We start from the raw sequence: 16,722 nt of genomic DNA, 5'->3' as shown, positions 1-16,722 counted from the left end.
CGAAGTTCTCTCAAATATTAATGAACAAAATTTAATGCTCAAAAGTGATGCACAAAATTTAATGCAAAAAATTTATTCCACAAAATGTATTTGCAGTATTGGAGAAAAAATGAAACGGTTTAAAAAAATATATATAGAAATAACCAACCTGTGTAATCTGTCTTGCAGTTTCTGTCCTAAAACACAAAGGAAGAGTACTTACATGTCACAGGAGGAGTTTGAAAGAATAATCGAAGAAATAAGCCCCTTTACAGATTATGTCTATTTACATGTGAAAGGAGAACCTCTGCTGCATCCGATGCTGGGCAGTTTTCTTTCTATTTGCAGTGAACATGGATTAAAGGTTAACATTACCACGAATGGAACCCTTATAAAAAAAGCACTACCAGAATTAAAGGGGAAAGATGCCTTAAGACAGATAAACTTTTCTTTGCATAGTTTTGGTGGAGAATATATAGAAGAGGAATCTGTCGGTCTTAAAAAAAACGGCGGTCTTATAGAAAACTGTGGACTAAAAGAAAACGGCGGACTAAAAGAAAACGGCGGACTAAAAGAAAACGGCAGTCTTAGAGAAAACAGTGGTCTTAAAGAAAACGGTGGTCTTAAGGAAAGCTGCGGTCTTAAAGAAACTGGAAGTCCTAAAGAAACAGACAGGAGAGGCCGATACCTGGAGGATATCCTTGAAGGAGCAGAAGAATTACTGCATTCAACAGCAACCAATATATCGTATCGTTTCTGGAATATGGATAAAACAGAAGAAACCAATAGAACACCATATAAGGTGAATGCTACCGATAAATATCTAAACCGCCTGGAAAAGGTATATGGCTTTAATGGCAGCCTTAAAGAAGATGTGAAACCGGGAAGAGGTATAAAACTTTCAGAAAGAGTATATATCAGCAGAGATTATGAATTTACCTGGCCTGGGTTAACAGAAGAGGAGGATGATGGTTGTGGTTTCTGTTATGGTTTAAGAACCCATGTGGGTATACTCTCAGATGGAACGGTTATTCCCTGCTGCCTTGACGGTGAAGGAGTAATCAACCTGGGGAATATAATAACGACTCCTTTTACAGAAATTATCGACAGTCCAAGAGCAAAGGCTATATATGACGGTTTTTCCGGCAGAAGAGCAAGAGAAGAGCTGTGCAGAAAATGCGGTTATCGTAAGAAGTTCGGAAGTTTAAATAGGTGAAAAAGCAGCTGTTTCTTTTATAAAATGAAACAGCTGCTTTTTTAAGGATTATTTTAATGGATTAAGTGCTTTATAAAAGTCTCCATCATAGTTGAGGATATCTCTTATACTATCAAAGGGAATCTTAAATTCCGGGAATCCTGCAGCATATGGTGCAATATCATAGGGATAGAAATAAAGGTATAGATTTTTGTCATCCAAATAGAAATATTGATCGGCAGCAATAGCAGGATCTGCATCCTCAAAGTAAATGGATTCATCTTTTTCCGAATCTTCCTTTACTTTAGAGGCTACAATGGCACTGAGAACCTCAGCATAGCTGCTGTCTGCTTTAAATAAATCCGAAAGCTCATAGATTTTACCAGTGGTAAGGTCTATCGGGTAGTAATTTCTTATAGGCATTCCATGAGCAGCCCCCATAGGATAGTCATAACCGGTTTGGTATACCAATAATATGTTGTTGATAAGGCTGCCTTCGAAATTGTCATCTACAGTAAGATTATCCTCTTTGGTTAAATCCTTTCTGCCATCTACAAAAAGCTTATAGAGCTCTTCATTGATTTGCTTCTCAACCTGGCTGTTTGTAAGACCTGTTAAGATAGGGTAATGCACGACAACGTATTTATTCGATTTAAACTTTTTAGATTTTAAGGTTAATTCATCATTTAATTTAATATCATCTTCTGTTTCATAGATGACTTTGCCTGCAACAGTTTCATAACTAAAATCATTATCAATCTCAGCCTTTATAATATCATCTTTAAGAGTAAGAGTACCTCTGCCTTCGAATTTAGGGAGAGTGGTAACAACCTTACCATTGGTATCAAGGAAATAAGTGTAGTCGTCATCTGTTGCAGAAGCCACACCATCACTGAAATTACTTAGGTCATAGTAGATATAATCTGTAAGCTGTTTTCCCTTAGCATCAAAAAGTGCATATGGAGTAGTATAAGAGGAGGAATAATCTTCTATATCTGTTTTCTGCATCACAGCAAAAATGTTTTCACCCAGATAAAACAGATTGGAGTAACCGGTGTAATTTTCTGAGACATTCACCGGAAGAGGAATCTTTTCACCTCTATAATTCATAGCTTCCATAATATTGCTTCCAGTACTGTTATAAATGATATAACCGTCCCGGAAATCAGAGACATAAATATCATTCTCTTTTATATTATAACTGTTTAGTACATTTCCTTCTTTATCAATCTGCTGAATCTGATTTTCTGTATACACATAAGCTTTCCCGTCTTTAAAAGGGGAGGCAGCATCGTAAACGGCAGGCAAAATTATTGTTCCGGTGGTATCAAGATAACCCTCCAGTGATTTGTTGTCCTTATATACTTCAAAAACTGCATATCCTTCCTGGAAAGCACCAATGGTATTGGTAGTTCGATAAATCACATTGCCCTGCCTGTCGATTAAAATGTATTCATTGGTTTGAGAGTCATGGACTACGGCAACACCATCACTAAAATCAGTGGCTTGGTCATACACAGGGTCAATGACAAAATTTCCGGCAGAGTCAATATAACCAAAGAGCTTATCATTATCTTTCAGTATATACGCAGGATAGAGCGTATCTATATTTTCATCAGCGGCGGCTTCCGTTGTCATATCTTTGGTTACAATTTCTGTCTCTATGGTACTGTTGTTGGTATTAACAGTAACCTGTTCATTTGTCTGTTGTCTGCTGCAACCTCCGGCTGCCAGAACGATTAGCAGCAGAATTAAATAGTTGGATTTTTTCATACAGCTTCTCCTTGTTGTCTCAATAAAACATTTGTTACAGAGTAAAACCTCTGTTAATACACAGAGGATTTACCAGCTTAGTTATCTTATTTTATTATAACAGCACAGTACCAAGGATTCAAATTAAGTTTCTGTGACGAAATGATTACATATTTGTCTTATATTATTACATTCCTGATTTACGGTATTCTCCCGGTGTACAGCCAAAAGTCCTGGAAAATGCCCTGTAGAAGGTTCTGGTACTGTCAAAACCACAGCTAAAGCCAATTTCAGTTACCGTAGTATCGCTTTCCTGCAGAAGCTTAAGTGCATGTCTGCTTCTCAATCCGTTAATATAATCCACCAGAGTACAGTCAAAGTATTCATTGAATATATGGGAAAAACGGCTTTTACTGTAACCGAAATGAAGTGCAGTGTCTTTTAAGCTAACAGGTTTCAGATAATTCTCCTGAAGATAAATAAGAATTTCCTGAGCTAAAGATATGGTTCTGTTGTTGGTTACCTCAGTTAAACCGCTTTCTTGAATCAGCAGTCCCATCAAAGCGTAGGAATACCCTTTACGAATAGAAGCAGTTACGGGATCAACGTTGTCCGTATTATATTGGCAGAGGCATTCAAATAAATGCAGGAGTTCAGTCTTGTCAGTAGAATTACTGATAAGCGGGTTAATAAAAGTCTTGCGTGAAAGCATGGTTTTATAGGATGGAATAGAGTCCAGCGGAATAATTGCAATATATGCTTTGGAATACTCATCGGTGTCGTAGCTATGGATATAATAACTGGGTACTATCAGAACATTATCCTTATATATGCTGTAAAGCTGACCATTTAAGGTAACCTTCAATTCTCCTTCTGTGACGTAAATAAGTTCAATACTGCTGTGAAAATGTGGCCAGAATTTGTTATTCACCGCTTCCCAGCAGTTAAAGGCCTGTTTGCTGTCACGCATATATTCATAGGAGATACCATTACGATACCTGTTGTTTTCAGGTTGATTCTTTACGACCATAGAAGCTCCTTTGCAGCATTATTTGTCACAATGATACCATCATGTGACACGACATCTAACTAATACCTTATTATAATGTATATGTAATCGAAAAACAAATTAAATTTAGACAGCATTATCTGGCATAAATTAAAATTATTATAGAGAAACCAGGAGGATTTGTTTAATGAAAAAGGGTTTACAGTTGTATACCATACGTGATTCCTATACAAATGGAGAGGAATTAAAAGAAATATTGAAAAAAGTAAAGGAACTTGGGTTTGAAGAACTGGAATTTGCAGGTTTTGCAGATCTTACGGCAGAAGACTTAAGAGATTATCTGAAGGAGATAGGATTAACACCCATATCCAGTCACCAGAGTCTTGAAAACTTAAGTGTTAATTTAGAGGAAACCGTACGCTATCATAAAATTCTTGGAGTACCTTATATTGCATGCGCAATTGCTCCTACTTCTACAGAGGAGGAGATGGAAAATCTTCTTAAAATTCTTACCACTGCAAGAGAGGTGGTCAAAGAAAATGGCATGGAATTGCTTTACCATAATCATGCCCATGAATTTGTGAAGCTGCCGGATGGCAGGCTGCCTATCGAGCTCATAAGAGAGACCATCAGACTGGAGCTGGACACTTTCTGGGTATTTCATGCCGGTACAGAACCCTGTGCATATATAAAAGAGCATGCCGAGGATATTGCGCTTATCCATCTGAAAGATGGTGATTTTGAAGGGCATCCCCTTGCCTTGGGCGAAGGGTATAATAATATCAAAGGGATTGCTGCCATGGCATCCCAAATTGGCTTAAGTCAATTAATAATTGAAAACGATAATCCCAGTCCCGACGGACTATCTGATATAGGACGAAGTATTAACTATCTTAACAAGCTGTTAAATAAAGAATAAAGAAAATAATGAGTTAAGCAGATAACGAGTTAAACAGATAATGAACAAAGCAAATAATATAAAAGCAATAAAGAATAAAGCAAATAATTAATACAAATCAAATGAATTAAACCAAATAATGCATAAAAAGACAATAAGTAATACAAAGCAACAAGTAATACAGTCAATATGTAAAGTAAAACAGAGATTACACAGTGATTACGATAAATCGACAATTTCATATTGAACGAACCAACAATATAGCTGCATTTACTACGTAATTTATAGTGGGAGGTGCAGCTTTTTTCAGCCGCAAAAACCTTGAGGATATCTATGAAACACAAGTAATTAATTGACAAATAATGGTAAATACCATACAATGGATAACAGATGATTCTTTTTATGATTTAGCTGGCAAAGGAGGTGATACAGATGGGAGATAAGAATCCAAAGAAGGCACCTAAGAAAAAGCAGTCTGCTGAGAAATCAGCTCCACAGGCTACGTCATCAGCCGCTTCATCAAAAAAATCAAAGTAAGTACATTGACTCCAGTTAACAAAAAAATACCGTCTTCTATTACAGGCTTTAATTTGAATAGAAGACGGTATTTTTGTTAAACAGAGGCGAAGTAAAGATGGTATTTAGGTTAAGATCCAGATCAAGGTAAAGGAGATAAGAATCTGTATGATAGCAAATTTAAATACTACCTGTGTGTTCGACCAGCCAAGATTCTTTCTAACATGATCATGTATAGGTGTAAGGGTGTTCTTTAAAATACGAACTTTTAGGAAACGGATCAGGGATACCTTTATAAGACCAAGACCGCCATCCAGTATCAGCATAAAAGCAGCCGGGATATAAAGGAGAGGACTACCGGTCTTTAAAGCAGCAACAGCTATAAAGAAGCCAAGGGCCCTGGAACCTGCATCCCCCATCATCATAAGGCTTGGAGTAGCATTAAACCAGAGATAGCTCATAATACAGGACACCATGATTAACAGCATATAAGTATCACCCGGATCCATTCCCGTAATTCTACCCAGTCCATAGATTGTTAACAGTGTAATGACAGATAAAGTACCGGAAAGACCGTCTACACCATCGGAGCAGTTTGTAACGTTAATAGAAACAAAGATCAGGATGGTTGCCAATATAACAAATAGAACCGGATGTATGGTTACCGGGCTGCTAATAAAAGGTATATCAAAGGTTGAGGAATTAAAATTAACATAGGTAATTGCAGTTGTAACAGCAATAGCCATATCCAGCAGACCTTTCTTTAATTCTCCCCATGGATTTTTGGAGCAATCGTCCAGAAAACCGGTTAACATAGCTGCCAGTATCATGATAACATAGATAAGTTCTTCATTTGATATGGGAAGAAACAGGAGAGTCGCAATGGCAAATACCAGTATGAAAAGGAAACCTGCACCTCTTGGCTTACCCTGTGAGAGTTTGCCGTCATGAGCGAAATCCCTGCCACCGTCTCGGGGCAGTATTCCGGTTCCAAATTTTAAAAGTATAAAGGTTGCGGCATAGGTAAACAGTATGCCGATCAAAGCTATCATTCTATGGTCTAAGTTGGTATTTAACAGAGTAATCATTATGTTCTCCTATCATTTATTTTTTTGAAGGCGGTGAAGCTGAGGCTTTAATGTAATTTCTGTCATCACCAGTCCTTCTCTGCCTGTTATCATTAATTCCACAGCGTCTGCAACCTCTTGGGGTAATAGGTAAGAATCTTGTGTATCCCCTTCCTTAAAGTTTGCATTACGGTAAAAATTGCTTTTGGTCATATCCGGGTGAATGGTGCATACCTTTACACCATATTTTCTCACTTCATCAAAAAGGCTTCCGGAAAAGCTCGTCAAAGCGGCTTTGGTTGCACCGTAAGCACAGCCGTAAGTATTGCTGCCTCTGGCGGTTACAGAGGATATATTAATAATAACGCCTTTATGTTTTTTAAGGTCCCTTAGTAAGAGCTGACTTATTAAAAGGGGGACTTCTACATTCACAGTTACCATTTCATGAATCTTCTTTGGATTCAATTCCTCGTGGGGGCCAAAATAACCTACACCTGCATTATTAACAAGAAGGCTTATCTCTTCTTTCTTTTTAATGGCAGTTATATGTTCTGTAAGCAGAGAGGTATTGGTAATATCACAGTTTACAGGTATAAAACTGCTGCCTTCAGGGGAGTCCTCTTTAAATTCTCTGCCAAAGGCATAGACTTTGTATTCTTTTTTAAGAAGCATCCTGGTTATGGCAAGGCCTATTCCTGAGGATGCCCCGGTTACAATGGCTGTTTTCATATGTTACTCCTTCCAGACATAAATATTATCCTCCTTTATCCATTTCGTCAATAAAAATAAGCAATAGGATAATATTTCCTCCGATTCCTCTGAGCGGTAACTTAAAATTCCTTTCTCACTGGTATAAGGAAAGTTCAAAACAAGGGACTCCTTATTCTGCTTCCTCATAACCTTCATAAAATCTGCGGGAACACGAAAACAGCCAAGGCTCACATCCAGGATATGCTTCGCCGGAATCCGCTGAAAAATCGCAGTAAACATTTCTTCGTATTCCTTTTTCCAGTCCGGTACCCGAAGCAGGGGATCAAAGCACAGACGTATGGTGAACCCTAGTTCAATGGCTTTTTCAATCGCTGTCAGACGGTTTGAAAAAGAAGGCGTGTTATGCTCATAAGTCTTCTGAACGGCGGGAGGGGAAAGAGTCCAGGCAAGTATGAAATTATTTGATGGTATTAAGGTCTTAAGCTGGTTAACAGAAGCACTTTTGGTTCGGCATTCAATCGTAAGCTCTTTATTTGATACAGCAAACTCATTCCAGCACTTGACATAACCGAGCCAGGACTCTAGTGCTAAGAGGTCAGTATCATATGAAATGCATAGGTAGACCTTCTGTTTCTTTAAAAGTTTCAGTATTTCATGAAAAGAATCCGCTAGATTAACGAACACTACCATATTGGCACTGGGGTACATGCCCTGCAGATAACAGTATTCACAATCATAGATACAGTTCATTACACCTGAGGTATAATAAAAGTTGTCATTTCCAAAATTCTGACAGGCAGCAGAACCTTCATAGATACCTGTAGTTGGATTCACTGCCAGAATCAGCGAAGGTGTATTTTTCTGTTCCCTGTAATTTTGCTGCCGTCGGTTAAATACATCCTTGTAGTGGTCAATCATTACGATAGCAGCATTGGGGTAATGAGCAAGTATGGTTTTAGTTATTGGATAATTCAAAGCTTCTTTTTCTATATATATGTGAGAAAAAAACGAATTATAAAAGGTTTTTCTTAAAGTAGTCAAGGTATTTCTTCCCTTCCGCTTTACTTTTTACAGAACGAGGGATATTTTCTCTTAAAATTTCTGTAAATGGGATGAATTCTCCCTTTTGCAGCTTATAATATCGAAGGTATTGTTTCAGTTCGTTGGCCATGGTAACGGAGAATTTAAAGTCCTCTGACAGAGCAGTAAGGTAATGCAGTTCATCCTCTGAAAATTCCGCAGGTCTGCCAGGGGTACTTGCCATAATATCCTCTAACCAGTTTAATATGTTGCCAACCTGCTCTTTTAAAAGCTGACTAACGTCTTTAGAAGTTACCAGCCGTTGCTCTGCCGCTGCAGGGCTTATATAATCGGATACGACTTTTATAAAAAACATTTGGTTTAGTTTAAAAAAGCAGGATACTGACTGATAAAGGGCAGAAGACTCCATATCTGCAAAAAACATACTGCTTAAGCCGGTATTCCTTAACGGTGGTGAAATGTCCTTAAAATATGCATTTACCATTTCCCAGGTCATGAACTGATAAGAACTTATAACCGTACCTTCCTGAAAGGGGTGTTTATAGAGAACATCCGGATAATAGGTATTACCGGAGGCATGTTCAATAATTTTATTACAGAGGACAGGTGTACCTAAGAGGATATTGTTCCTTTCTTTCTCTGTGGCAGCTCCACAGACACCGATATTTAGGAAATAATCTGTATCAGCAAGAGGTTCTGTAGCAAGAAAGACAGCAGACTTAATTGCAGCATTCATGGGACCGGTTCCGGTCAGATATAATGCAGTGTCCTTATTACGAAAGACCTGGCAGTGGTGACAGGATGTATCTTTCTTAAGTGCAAGATAATCTATAAAAGGTTTTGCTTCACTATAAAGTGCAGCAGCAATAATAAGCATAACAGTAAGGGCTAATTTGCAGCATTTGCAGTAGCCCCCTCCTTCCAAAATAGAATTCAAATTATCTCTATTATGGGAAACTTTTACCTGCCTGTCAATGTATATTCTAATTTTTAAGAAAAAATATTGTAAGAATGAAGATTAATAGATATAATAAGGAAATAAAAAAAATACGAAGGAATGAAGAATATGAGCTATGTTATGCCCGGTGAATGGAAAGAACATGAACGGACATTTATTGAATGGCCTGTTAAGTCCTCTCTGGTGCACCCTGAGAATTATGAAGAGGTTGCCGGAGGCTACCGAGACGTTATAAAAGCAATCAGTGAGTTTGAACCGGTTACGGTTATTATAAATCCAGGAGAAGAACACCCTTTTCTCAATGAAATAGCAGAATACGCAGAGCTACTTAAAATTCCGCATAATGATGCCTGGTGCAGGGATAATGGACCAACTTTTGTATACAAAGACAGTAAGGTCCTGACGGCAATGAGCTGGAGGTTTAATGCCTGGGGAGAGAAGTACGGTTCCTATGAATTGGATGATAAAGTGGCAAGCCTTGTTGCAAAAGCCTATGAGGTACCGGTGGAGGAGGTGGACCTGGTGTTGGAGGGTGGTTCTATCCATACGGATGGAGAAGGAACCCTACTGACTACAGAGGAATGCCTCCTGAATAAAAACAGGAACCCTCATTTAACCAGAGAAGATATTGAGGCAATTATTAAGCCAAGACTTGGAATCGAGAAGATTATCTGGCTAAAAAATGGGCTATTCGGTGATGAAACGGATGGACATGTTGACAATGCAGCCTGCTTTGCTAATCCTGGTATGGTAATATTACAGATTTGCGAAGATACTGAAGATCCAAATTATCAGATAACCCAGGATAATAAAAAGACCTTGGAAGCTGCAGTGGATGCCAGAGGCAGAAAGCTTAAGCTAATTACGCTTCCGCAACCTCCAGCTAGATACTATGAAGAGGAAAGGCTTACCTTAAGTTATATTAATTACTACATGGTAAACGGCGGCATTATATTACCTGTTTTTGGTGAAGACGCAGCAGATACTGATATGGAGGCAGAAAGAATACTAAAGGAGACCTTCCCGGATAGAATCATTAGAAAAGTGGATGGTATCCCCTTAATCAAAGAAGGCGGTAATGTTCATTGCATTACCCAGCAGATGCCGTCACGTTCTTAAGATAAGATTCCTATATATTATTGCTGTTTACAACAGGCAGACCGGCATAAGCTGCCAGACACAACTTAAGGCAAGGAAAAGAAAGAAAAGAGGTTTTTATGCGTAAAGTAACAGTTGCAGCTACCCAGATGAGCTGTACGGATAACATTGATATAAATATTGAGAAAGCAGACCGGCTTGTCAGAGAAGCAAAAGCCAGAGGAGCAGATATTATACTTCTTCAGGAGCTTTTCGAGACACCTTATTTCTGTCAGAAGGAGAAACCGGATTACTATGAGTATGCCATGGACTTAAGTGCCAACAAAGCAGTAGAGCATTTTAGCCGTCTGGCAGCAGAACTGAAGGTTGTATTACCAATAAGTTTTTATGAAAAGAGCAATTATGCCAGGTACAATTCTCTCGCTATGATTGATGCAGATGGAACAGTTCTTGGTGTATACCGAAAGAGCCATATACCGGACGGACCGGGATACGAAGAAAAATATTATTTTAATCCTGGGGATACAGGTTTTCAGGTGTTCCATACGAAATACGGCAAGATAGGAGCCGGCATCTGCTGGGATCAGTGGTTTCCGGAAGCAGCCAGATGTATGGTTTTAATGGGGGCAGAGCTTCTTTTCTATCCCACGGCAATTGGTTCAGAACCGGAAAACGGAGAAATTGATTCAAAAGGACACTGGCAGCGATGCATGATTGGTCATTCTGCCTGTAACCTGGTTCCGGTAATTGCTTCTAACCGTATCGGAGTAGAGAAAGCAGAGGATTCGGAAATCAACTTTTATGGTTCCTCCTTTATTACGAATGGTACCGGAGAGGTAATAGCAGAAGCTTCCCGAGATAAAGAAGAGATTCTGACTGCAGAGCTTGATTTGGAGGAACTGGAAAAGGCAAGGGTAGAATGGGGAATCTTTAGAGACAGAAGACCCGAATTATATAAAGCAATCCTTACCTATGACGGAAAAGTGAAATAGTAAAGATATGTTACAGATAGAAAGAGAAAAGAGGTGCGGTTATGCTTGTATCTGTTAAAAAACAAGAACTGCTTACAATAACAAGTGCCTTAGAGAATACATCTTACTTTGGTGGAGACCAGGAATGGTATGAAAAAAACTGGAACAGGGAAGCTGGTTGTGGACCTACCAGCGCTGCTAATATTACAGCTTATCTTGCAGCGGCTAATGAAGGTGTGAAAGCCCTTTATCCTTATGACACCATGGATAAGACGAATTTTACAAAGCACATGGAAGAGATGTTTCAGTATGTGACCCCGGGCGTAATGGGGGTCAATCATGTAAATAAATTTACCGAGGGTTTTGATCGATATCTGAAAGAGAGGAAGATAAACCTGACACCTAAGGTTTTTGAAGCAGATAAAAAGCCGAGAAAATTAAGAGAGGTTAAGGATATTATTGATTTTGTAAAGGAAGGCCTGGAGGCGGATTGTCCACTTGCATTCTTAAATCTTTCAAGAGGTCTGGAAAAGAGTATCCAGGGCTGGCATTGGATTACTATAACCGCGGCAGATATTACAGAAAACGGAATCAGGGCAACAGCTTCTGATGAAGGTAAAAAGATAGATTTCGATTTAGGACTATGGTATCTAACCACCAAAATGCATGGTGGATTAATCTATTACAGCTAATCTTAATGTATAAATATTATTGAGGGGACCTAAGCTTATGTTATAAGCTGCGGTCCTTTTTTTATAAAAGATGCTTTGGTAATTTTCCGTAAGAGATTTATTTGATAATCCCTACACAGGGTATTGACAAAAGAGGAAGAAAGAGATATATTAAATATATTGAACACAATTAAATTTAATAAAATAAATAAGCAGGAGGTTAAGATGGGATTTTATGATTATTCTGCCGTTAAGATGGACGGTAAAGAGCATTCCATGGACGAATACAAAGGAAAAGTGGCAATTGTTGTAAATACTGCCAGCAAATGTGGTTTTACTCCACAGTTTAAGGATCTGGAAGAGCTGTATGAGAAGTATAAGGATGAAGGGCTTGTTATACTTGGATTTCCCTGTAACCAGTTTGCCGGACAGGACCCGGGGAATAATGATGAAATTAATTCGTTCTGTCAATTAAATTATGGTGTTTCCTTTGATATGTATGAAAAAGTTGATGTAAACGGAAGCAATACACATCCTATCTATAAGTATTTGAAAAATGAAGCAAAAGGTACATTAGGTAATAATATAAAATGGAACTTTACGAAGTTCCTCATCGACCAGGAGGGACAGGTGGTTGAAAGATATGCACCTACTGTAAATCCTGCTAAAATGGAAGAAAAGATAAAAGAACTGTTAAAGAAATAATGAATAACAGTCCCTTACGTAACCTGCAGACAAGATTTAAAAGATAGAATTAATTTTCATTGATGATAAAAGACTGTTCCACTAAAACTTTAAAAACATTAAATCAATGATTTTATATTCAGGAAAGGAGTTATTATGGTACATGTATTAAATAATGAGAATTTTGAAAAGGAAGTGTTAAAGGACGATAAAGTTGTTCTGGTAGATCTCTATGCTGACTGGTGCGGACCATGTAAGATGTTAAGCCCTACAGTGGAAGCTATTGCGGAGGAGGAAAAAGAGGTTAAGGTAGGAAAGCTCAATGTAGATGAGAATTCCGATATTGCAGCTGAATATGGAGTCCGCTCCATTCCTACTTTACTCATTTTTAAGAATGGTGAACTGAAGGAAAAATCCGTTGGAGTCCAGACCAAGGCACAAATTAAAGAACTCCTTAAGAAAGCGGAAGAATAATTATTAAGTGAGGAACCAAATGCTGCTGCAGTGTCAAACTGCGGCAGCATTTTTAGGTTAAGGCTTCCAAATACCTTGGCAACTTCAAGCTATTGTATAGTTTCAATCTATTGCATAACTTCAATCTTTGAATCGTTTCAATCTATTGCATAACTTCAATCTTTGAATCGTTTCAATCTATTGCATAACTTCAATCTTTTGAATCGTTTCAATCTATTGCATAACTTCAATCTATTGTATAGCTTCAATCTACTGCATTGTAAGAGATAAGGATAGTAGCATAAAGAGCACACATAAAAACGGCTGACACTTTAAATATGCAGCCGCTTTTTTATCCAATTATCGATTAAGAAGAAGTCAGTAGTTAATTTCTATGCGCAGATCCGATCAATATCCTCTCCATTTAAAGACTCCTTGTCCAATAGTTCGTTTGTTATGCTTTCAAGAACTGAAAGGTTAGCAGCTAATAAATCAAAGGCTTCGTTGTATAGTTGCTTCATCTGAACACGGCATTTTTCCAGAAGTCCCTTATCAAGGGTATCGGCAAGGGCAGCCTGACTGAACATACCCATATCTTCATCCATTCCGTAACGACTCATATAATCATAAAGCAAAGAGGAGGCTTTTTCAATATCGTTACTGGCTCCGGTGGTAATTTCTTCTTTACCGAATATGAGTTCTTCGGCTGCACGGCCTCCTAATAAAACCTTAATTTCTGATAATATGCCCTGCTTGGACTTAAATAAGGTATCTTTTGGTATGGATAGATTGAAACCTCCGGCACCCTTTACACTCGGGATAATAGTGACCTTGGAAATGTATTGGTCTGGCTTGATCAGTTTTGTTACCAGGGCATGACCCGCTTCATGATAAGCAGTAATTTTCTTATCCTTCTCGGAAATATAACTTCGATCCATAATTGGTGCACCTGCAATAACAGTATAGAAAGCTCGGTCGATATGCTCTCTGTTTATGACCTTCTGTTTTTCATTGGCGGCGTTAATCGCTGCCTCGTTTAACAGATTTTCTAGCATGGCACCGCTAAAGTAAACGGTTGATTTCGCCAAACCTTCCAGGTCCACATCATCGGATATGGGCTTTTTACCGGCATACAGACCAAGAATCTTCTTTCTGGCATTTACATCCGGCAGACCGATTTCTATCTGCCTGTCAAAACGTCCGGGTCTAAGAAGGGCATCATCCAGGGTATCAAGTCGGTTGGTAGCTCCTATGACTACAATTCCGCTGTTGTCGTGAAAACCTGACATTTCAGTCAGCAGAGCATTTAAGGTCTGATCTCTTTCGTCGTTGCTTGCAGAGAGGCTTCTGGCTCGTTTCTTTCCAATTGCATCAATTTCATCAATAAAAATTACAGCACGTTCGCTTTTCTTTGCTTTGTTAAATAAGGAACGTACACGACTGGCACCAACACCTACATACATCTGTACGAAGTCAGAACCACTCATTGCATAAAAAGGTACGCCGGCCTCTCCTGCAATGGCTTTTGCCATAAGGGTCTTACCAGTTCCGGGAGGTCCATACAAGAGGATACCTCTGGGCATACGGGCACCAACTTCATTATACTTGTCTGGTTCCTTAATAAATGAAATGACATCCTCAACCATAAGTTTGGCCTCTGTATTACCTGCAATCTGACTGAACGTGACTTTAGGCGTGTTTGCGGTTTTTTTTGTGGCATCGGATATCAAGGGTTTATTATTGGTATTTTTTCTAATAGAAAAGAATATTACACTTCCGACTGCAAGAAGAAATAAAATCTGAAGTGCTTTCACATAAATATTATCCTGTGTATAGTTTAGCTTAACGTTATGCAAAAGGAGATATTCCGTAAAGTCTTCTGTTTTAGGATTGGGAACAGTAAATTTTTCGGATTTGTTGTCTTTTAAGAAAGCTTGAAAATTGGGGCTTTCCGTGGTTATTGTTACAGAAGCTACCTGTTCGTTCTCCACAGCCTCCAAAAAAGAGGGGTAGGACATATCGGTATTGCGGTAGCGTAAATTTGAGATTCCCAATGCACCTATACAGACCAGGATCAGTGCACCAAGGATGTACCAGTATATTTTCTTCATGAAATATCCTCCCTGAGATTTACGTTATTATTGTAATAGACCTATTAAATTTGCAGAATTCAATAGATTTATTGTAAAGCAATATATACCATAAATCTACAAAATATTACTGGTAATTATGCAGGAATCTGGTAAATACCTTCAGCTGTAAAAGAGAATAGAGATTATGGACAGCTATCGTGTATTTAAGGAATCAGAGGCATTATGTTAGCATATTGATCAATAAGGCTGACTTCCACTAACATCAGCTTATCCGTCCTGTCATCAAAGCTTACCGTTTCGCCGCGAAGAATCTTATAGGCTGTTTCAGTGCCTAATGTTCCCATTTCATAGGGTCTCTGAGCAATTGTACCTTGCATGAGTCCATCTTTTATAGCGGCTATTGCAGCTGCATCTCCGTCAAATCCAATCAGGATGATATCGCCGGTTTTACCGGCTTCTTTGAGTGCATTCGCTGCGCCAATAGCCATACGATCATTTTCGCTGAATACGACAGCCAGGTCATCACCGTATCTGGCAAGGAGTTCTTTCATTGCATAATACCCAAGGTCTTCTCTGGAATCACCCCTTGGTTCGCCTACGACGGTATAGCCGCTGTCAGTCATAACTCTTTTAAAGGCATCACCTCTTAGATTAGCATACTCTGCAGTAGCTTCTGTTTTAATGATTGCTGCATTTTTACTGGTGTTATTCTTATCCTGTAACAGTTTAAGAGCATATTCGGCAGCCAGAACCCCTCCACCGTAGGAATCAGATACAATGAAAGCGTCATAGGAGGCGTCATCCGTTCCGATATCAACGATTATAACAGGAATTCCAGCATTTTGTGCCATTGCAGAAATAACTGGCATGGCATTGGGATTAAAGGGTGAGATCACCAAGGCGTCAATCCCTTGCGCTATCAGATCAGAAACACCGGATATCATTTCGGAGGTACTGCTATTCTGATTGTGAGTTATAACATTTATTCCTAATTCCTTTGCTTTTGCCAATACACCGTCTTCCATGGTCTGAAAGAACTCGTAATCACTGTTGTAAACAGACCAACCTATCGTGTAAGGGGTTTCCGAGACAGCAGCATTATTAGCAGGAGCCAGTGTCAACTGTTTTTCCAGATTAAAATGTTCATATAGAACAAGAAACAGAAGAGTTGCTGTAACAAGTAAGAGACCGTGAAGTATTTTTTTGACAGGATTCATGTTATCAAACCTTTTGCTGGTATATTAATTAATATATGCATCTGTAGCATGGGGCATTCGGCTAACCCCCATCTGACTTAAAAAATCGTTTTGAAGGATTGACAAGCTTAGACTTGTGTTGTAAGATTAAAAACATAAATTGAATAAAACCTCACTATGGCAGTGAGGTAGAGGCGCGGCCTTTAACAGTCTTAATCAGAGCAGAGGAGCTATGAGGATTAGGAGAAGGAAAGACCGCCGAAGCAGTTATGTATCCTCAATGCATGCTGCTGGGGCTGTAGTTAATAGCTGCAGGACTGTCTTATCGGCTACCCGGCTGATAAGTTGTGCTATCTCATTTGGGATTGTGGGGCTGTATTTAGAAGTCCTGTATTTGCTTAGGACTTTTTTTAATGCATTGATTCAATGA

15 protein-coding genes and 1 riboswitch are annotated in these 16,722 nt (G+C 38.7%); of the genes, 7 read left to right on the top strand and 8 right to left on the bottom strand.

The genetic code is table 11. The annotated features are described in order from the left end of the window. The first annotated feature begins 109 nt into the window (after window positions 1–109). Entirely contained in the window at window positions 110–1,195 is a 1,086-nt protein-coding gene (locus tag R2R35_RS02840; protein WP_317732981.1) for a radical SAM/SPASM domain-containing protein, read from the top strand. A gap of 48 nt (window positions 1,196–1,243) precedes the next feature. Here the strand turns inward: R2R35_RS02840 and R2R35_RS02835 are convergent, their stop codons facing one another. Together R2R35_RS02835 and R2R35_RS02830 are read right to left on the bottom strand one after the other, a co-directional pair. Next, entirely contained in the window at window positions 1,244–2,947 is a 1,704-nt protein-coding gene (locus tag R2R35_RS02835) for a WG repeat-containing protein (protein WP_317732980.1), read from the bottom strand. 166 nt (window positions 2,948–3,113) lie between these two features. Next, window positions 3,114–3,956, bottom strand: coding sequence for an AraC family transcriptional regulator (locus R2R35_RS02830; RefSeq protein WP_317732979.1), 843 nt, complete (start codon window positions 3,954–3,956; stop codon window positions 3,114–3,116). A 166-nt stretch (window positions 3,957–4,122) separates the two neighbouring features. Here R2R35_RS02830 and R2R35_RS02825 point away from each other — a divergent pair, with 166 nt between their 5' ends. Next, window positions 4,123–4,854, top strand: coding sequence for a sugar phosphate isomerase/epimerase family protein (locus R2R35_RS02825; protein ID WP_317732978.1), 732 nt, complete (start codon window positions 4,123–4,125; stop codon window positions 4,852–4,854). Between the two features lie 620 nt (window positions 4,855–5,474). Here R2R35_RS02825 and R2R35_RS02820 read toward each other — a convergent pair. Genes R2R35_RS02820 through R2R35_RS02805 form a run of 4 tightly spaced genes read right to left on the bottom strand, consistent with a single transcriptional unit; the run spans window position 5,475 to window position 9,105 of the window. Then, the gene (locus tag R2R35_RS02820; RefSeq protein ID WP_317732977.1) at window positions 5,475–6,437 is read right to left on the bottom strand and encodes a phospho-N-acetylmuramoyl-pentapeptide-transferase; all 963 of its coding nucleotides are present in this window, start codon (window positions 6,435–6,437) and stop codon (window positions 5,475–5,477) included. Window positions 6,438–6,449: 12 nt separating this feature from the next. After that, window positions 6,450–7,145, bottom strand: a complete 696-nt coding sequence (locus R2R35_RS02815) for an SDR family oxidoreductase (RefSeq protein WP_317732976.1) — start codon at window positions 7,143–7,145, stop codon at window positions 6,450–6,452. Between the two features lie 3 nt (window positions 7,146–7,148). Then, window positions 7,149–8,168, bottom strand: a complete 1,020-nt coding sequence (locus R2R35_RS02810) for an SPL family radical SAM protein (RefSeq protein ID WP_331670208.1) — start codon at window positions 8,166–8,168, stop codon at window positions 7,149–7,151. Continuing rightward, complete coding sequence (locus tag R2R35_RS02805) at window positions 8,140–9,105, bottom strand: hypothetical protein (protein ID WP_317732974.1); 966 nt, start codon at window positions 9,103–9,105, stop codon at window positions 8,140–8,142. The genes R2R35_RS02810 and R2R35_RS02805 overlap by 29 nt, the downstream gene beginning before the upstream one ends. A gap of 129 nt (window positions 9,106–9,234) precedes the next feature. Here R2R35_RS02805 and R2R35_RS02800 point away from each other — a divergent pair, with 129 nt between their 5' ends. From R2R35_RS02800 to trxA, 5 genes are all read left to right on the top strand, one after another. Further along, on the top strand, window positions 9,235–10,245 hold the full coding sequence (locus tag R2R35_RS02800) for an agmatine deiminase family protein (RefSeq protein ID WP_317732973.1): 1,011 nt from the start codon (window positions 9,235–9,237) through the stop codon (window positions 10,243–10,245). A 98-nt stretch (window positions 10,246–10,343) separates the two neighbouring features. Further along, a complete protein-coding gene (aguB, locus tag R2R35_RS02795; RefSeq protein WP_317732972.1) occupies window positions 10,344–11,216 on the top strand; it encodes an N-carbamoylputrescine amidase in 873 nt (290 codons plus the stop codon). 41 nt (window positions 11,217–11,257) lie between these two features. Beyond that, window positions 11,258–11,887: a hypothetical protein gene (locus R2R35_RS02790; protein ID WP_317732971.1), complete on the top strand. Its 630-nt coding sequence runs from the start codon at window positions 11,258–11,260 to the stop codon at window positions 11,885–11,887. Window positions 11,888–12,091: 204 nt separating this feature from the next. Next, window positions 12,092–12,571 (top strand): glutathione peroxidase, encoded by a 480-nt coding sequence (locus R2R35_RS02785; RefSeq protein WP_317732970.1) that lies wholly within the window; start codon window positions 12,092–12,094, stop codon window positions 12,569–12,571. A 135-nt stretch (window positions 12,572–12,706) separates the two neighbouring features. Further along, window positions 12,707–13,024, top strand: a complete 318-nt coding sequence (gene trxA, locus R2R35_RS02780) for a thioredoxin (RefSeq protein WP_317732969.1) — start codon at window positions 12,707–12,709, stop codon at window positions 13,022–13,024. Between the two features lie 371 nt (window positions 13,025–13,395). On the opposite strand, the gene R2R35_RS02775 is transcribed toward trxA, so the two are convergent. Together R2R35_RS02775 and R2R35_RS02770 are read right to left on the bottom strand one after the other, a co-directional pair. Beyond that, entirely contained in the window at window positions 13,396–15,114 is a 1,719-nt protein-coding gene (locus tag R2R35_RS02775; RefSeq protein ID WP_317732968.1) for an ATP-dependent metallopeptidase FtsH/Yme1/Tma family protein, read from the bottom strand. Window positions 15,115–15,299: 185 nt separating this feature from the next. Further along, window positions 15,300–16,313 carry a substrate-binding domain-containing protein gene (locus tag R2R35_RS02770; protein ID WP_317732967.1) on the bottom strand — a complete coding sequence of 338 codons (1,014 nt, stop codon included), beginning with the start codon at window positions 16,311–16,313 and terminating at the stop codon, window positions 15,300–15,302. A 160-nt stretch (window positions 16,314–16,473) separates the two neighbouring features. Continuing rightward, window positions 16,474–16,653, top strand: a riboswitch (Lysine riboswitch). Window positions 16,654–16,722 lie beyond the last annotated feature (69 nt).

This window comes from Anaerocolumna sp. AGMB13020, from assembly GCF_033100115.1.
In the GTDB taxonomy this organism is placed as follows: domain Bacteria; phylum Bacillota; class Clostridia; order Lachnospirales; family Lachnospiraceae; genus Anaerocolumna.
This window is presented reverse-complemented; position numbering and strand designations above follow the sequence as displayed.

What these genes read in the sequence shown, in the direction of transcription:
- R2R35_RS02840 (WP_317732981.1), top strand. Translation starts at nt 110, where the DNA reads ATGAAACGGTTTAAAAAAATATATATAGAAATAACCAACCTGTGTAAT.
- R2R35_RS02835 (WP_317732980.1), bottom strand. Translation starts at nt 2,947, where the DNA reads ATGAAAAAATCCAACTATTTAATTCTGCTGCTAATCGTTCTGGCAGCC.
- R2R35_RS02830 (WP_317732979.1), bottom strand. Translation starts at nt 3,956, where the DNA reads ATGGTCGTAAAGAATCAACCTGAAAACAACAGGTATCGTAATGGTATC.
- R2R35_RS02825 (WP_317732978.1), top strand. Translation starts at nt 4,123, where the DNA reads ATGAAAAAGGGTTTACAGTTGTATACCATACGTGATTCCTATACAAAT.
- R2R35_RS02820 (WP_317732977.1), bottom strand. Translation starts at nt 6,437, where the DNA reads ATGATTACTCTGTTAAATACCAACTTAGACCATAGAATGATAGCTTTG.
- R2R35_RS02815 (WP_317732976.1), bottom strand. Translation starts at nt 7,145, where the DNA reads ATGAAAACAGCCATTGTAACCGGGGCATCCTCAGGAATAGGCCTTGCC.
- R2R35_RS02800 (WP_317732973.1), top strand. Translation starts at nt 9,235, where the DNA reads ATGAGCTATGTTATGCCCGGTGAATGGAAAGAACATGAACGGACATTT.
- aguB (WP_317732972.1), top strand. Translation starts at nt 10,344, where the DNA reads ATGCGTAAAGTAACAGTTGCAGCTACCCAGATGAGCTGTACGGATAAC.
- R2R35_RS02790 (WP_317732971.1), top strand. Translation starts at nt 11,258, where the DNA reads ATGCTTGTATCTGTTAAAAAACAAGAACTGCTTACAATAACAAGTGCC.
- R2R35_RS02785 (WP_317732970.1), top strand. Translation starts at nt 12,092, where the DNA reads ATGGGATTTTATGATTATTCTGCCGTTAAGATGGACGGTAAAGAGCAT.
- trxA (WP_317732969.1), top strand. Translation starts at nt 12,707, where the DNA reads ATGGTACATGTATTAAATAATGAGAATTTTGAAAAGGAAGTGTTAAAG.
- R2R35_RS02775 (WP_317732968.1), bottom strand. Translation starts at nt 15,114, where the DNA reads ATGAAGAAAATATACTGGTACATCCTTGGTGCACTGATCCTGGTCTGT.
- R2R35_RS02770 (WP_317732967.1), bottom strand. Translation starts at nt 16,313, where the DNA reads ATGAATCCTGTCAAAAAAATACTTCACGGTCTCTTACTTGTTACAGCA.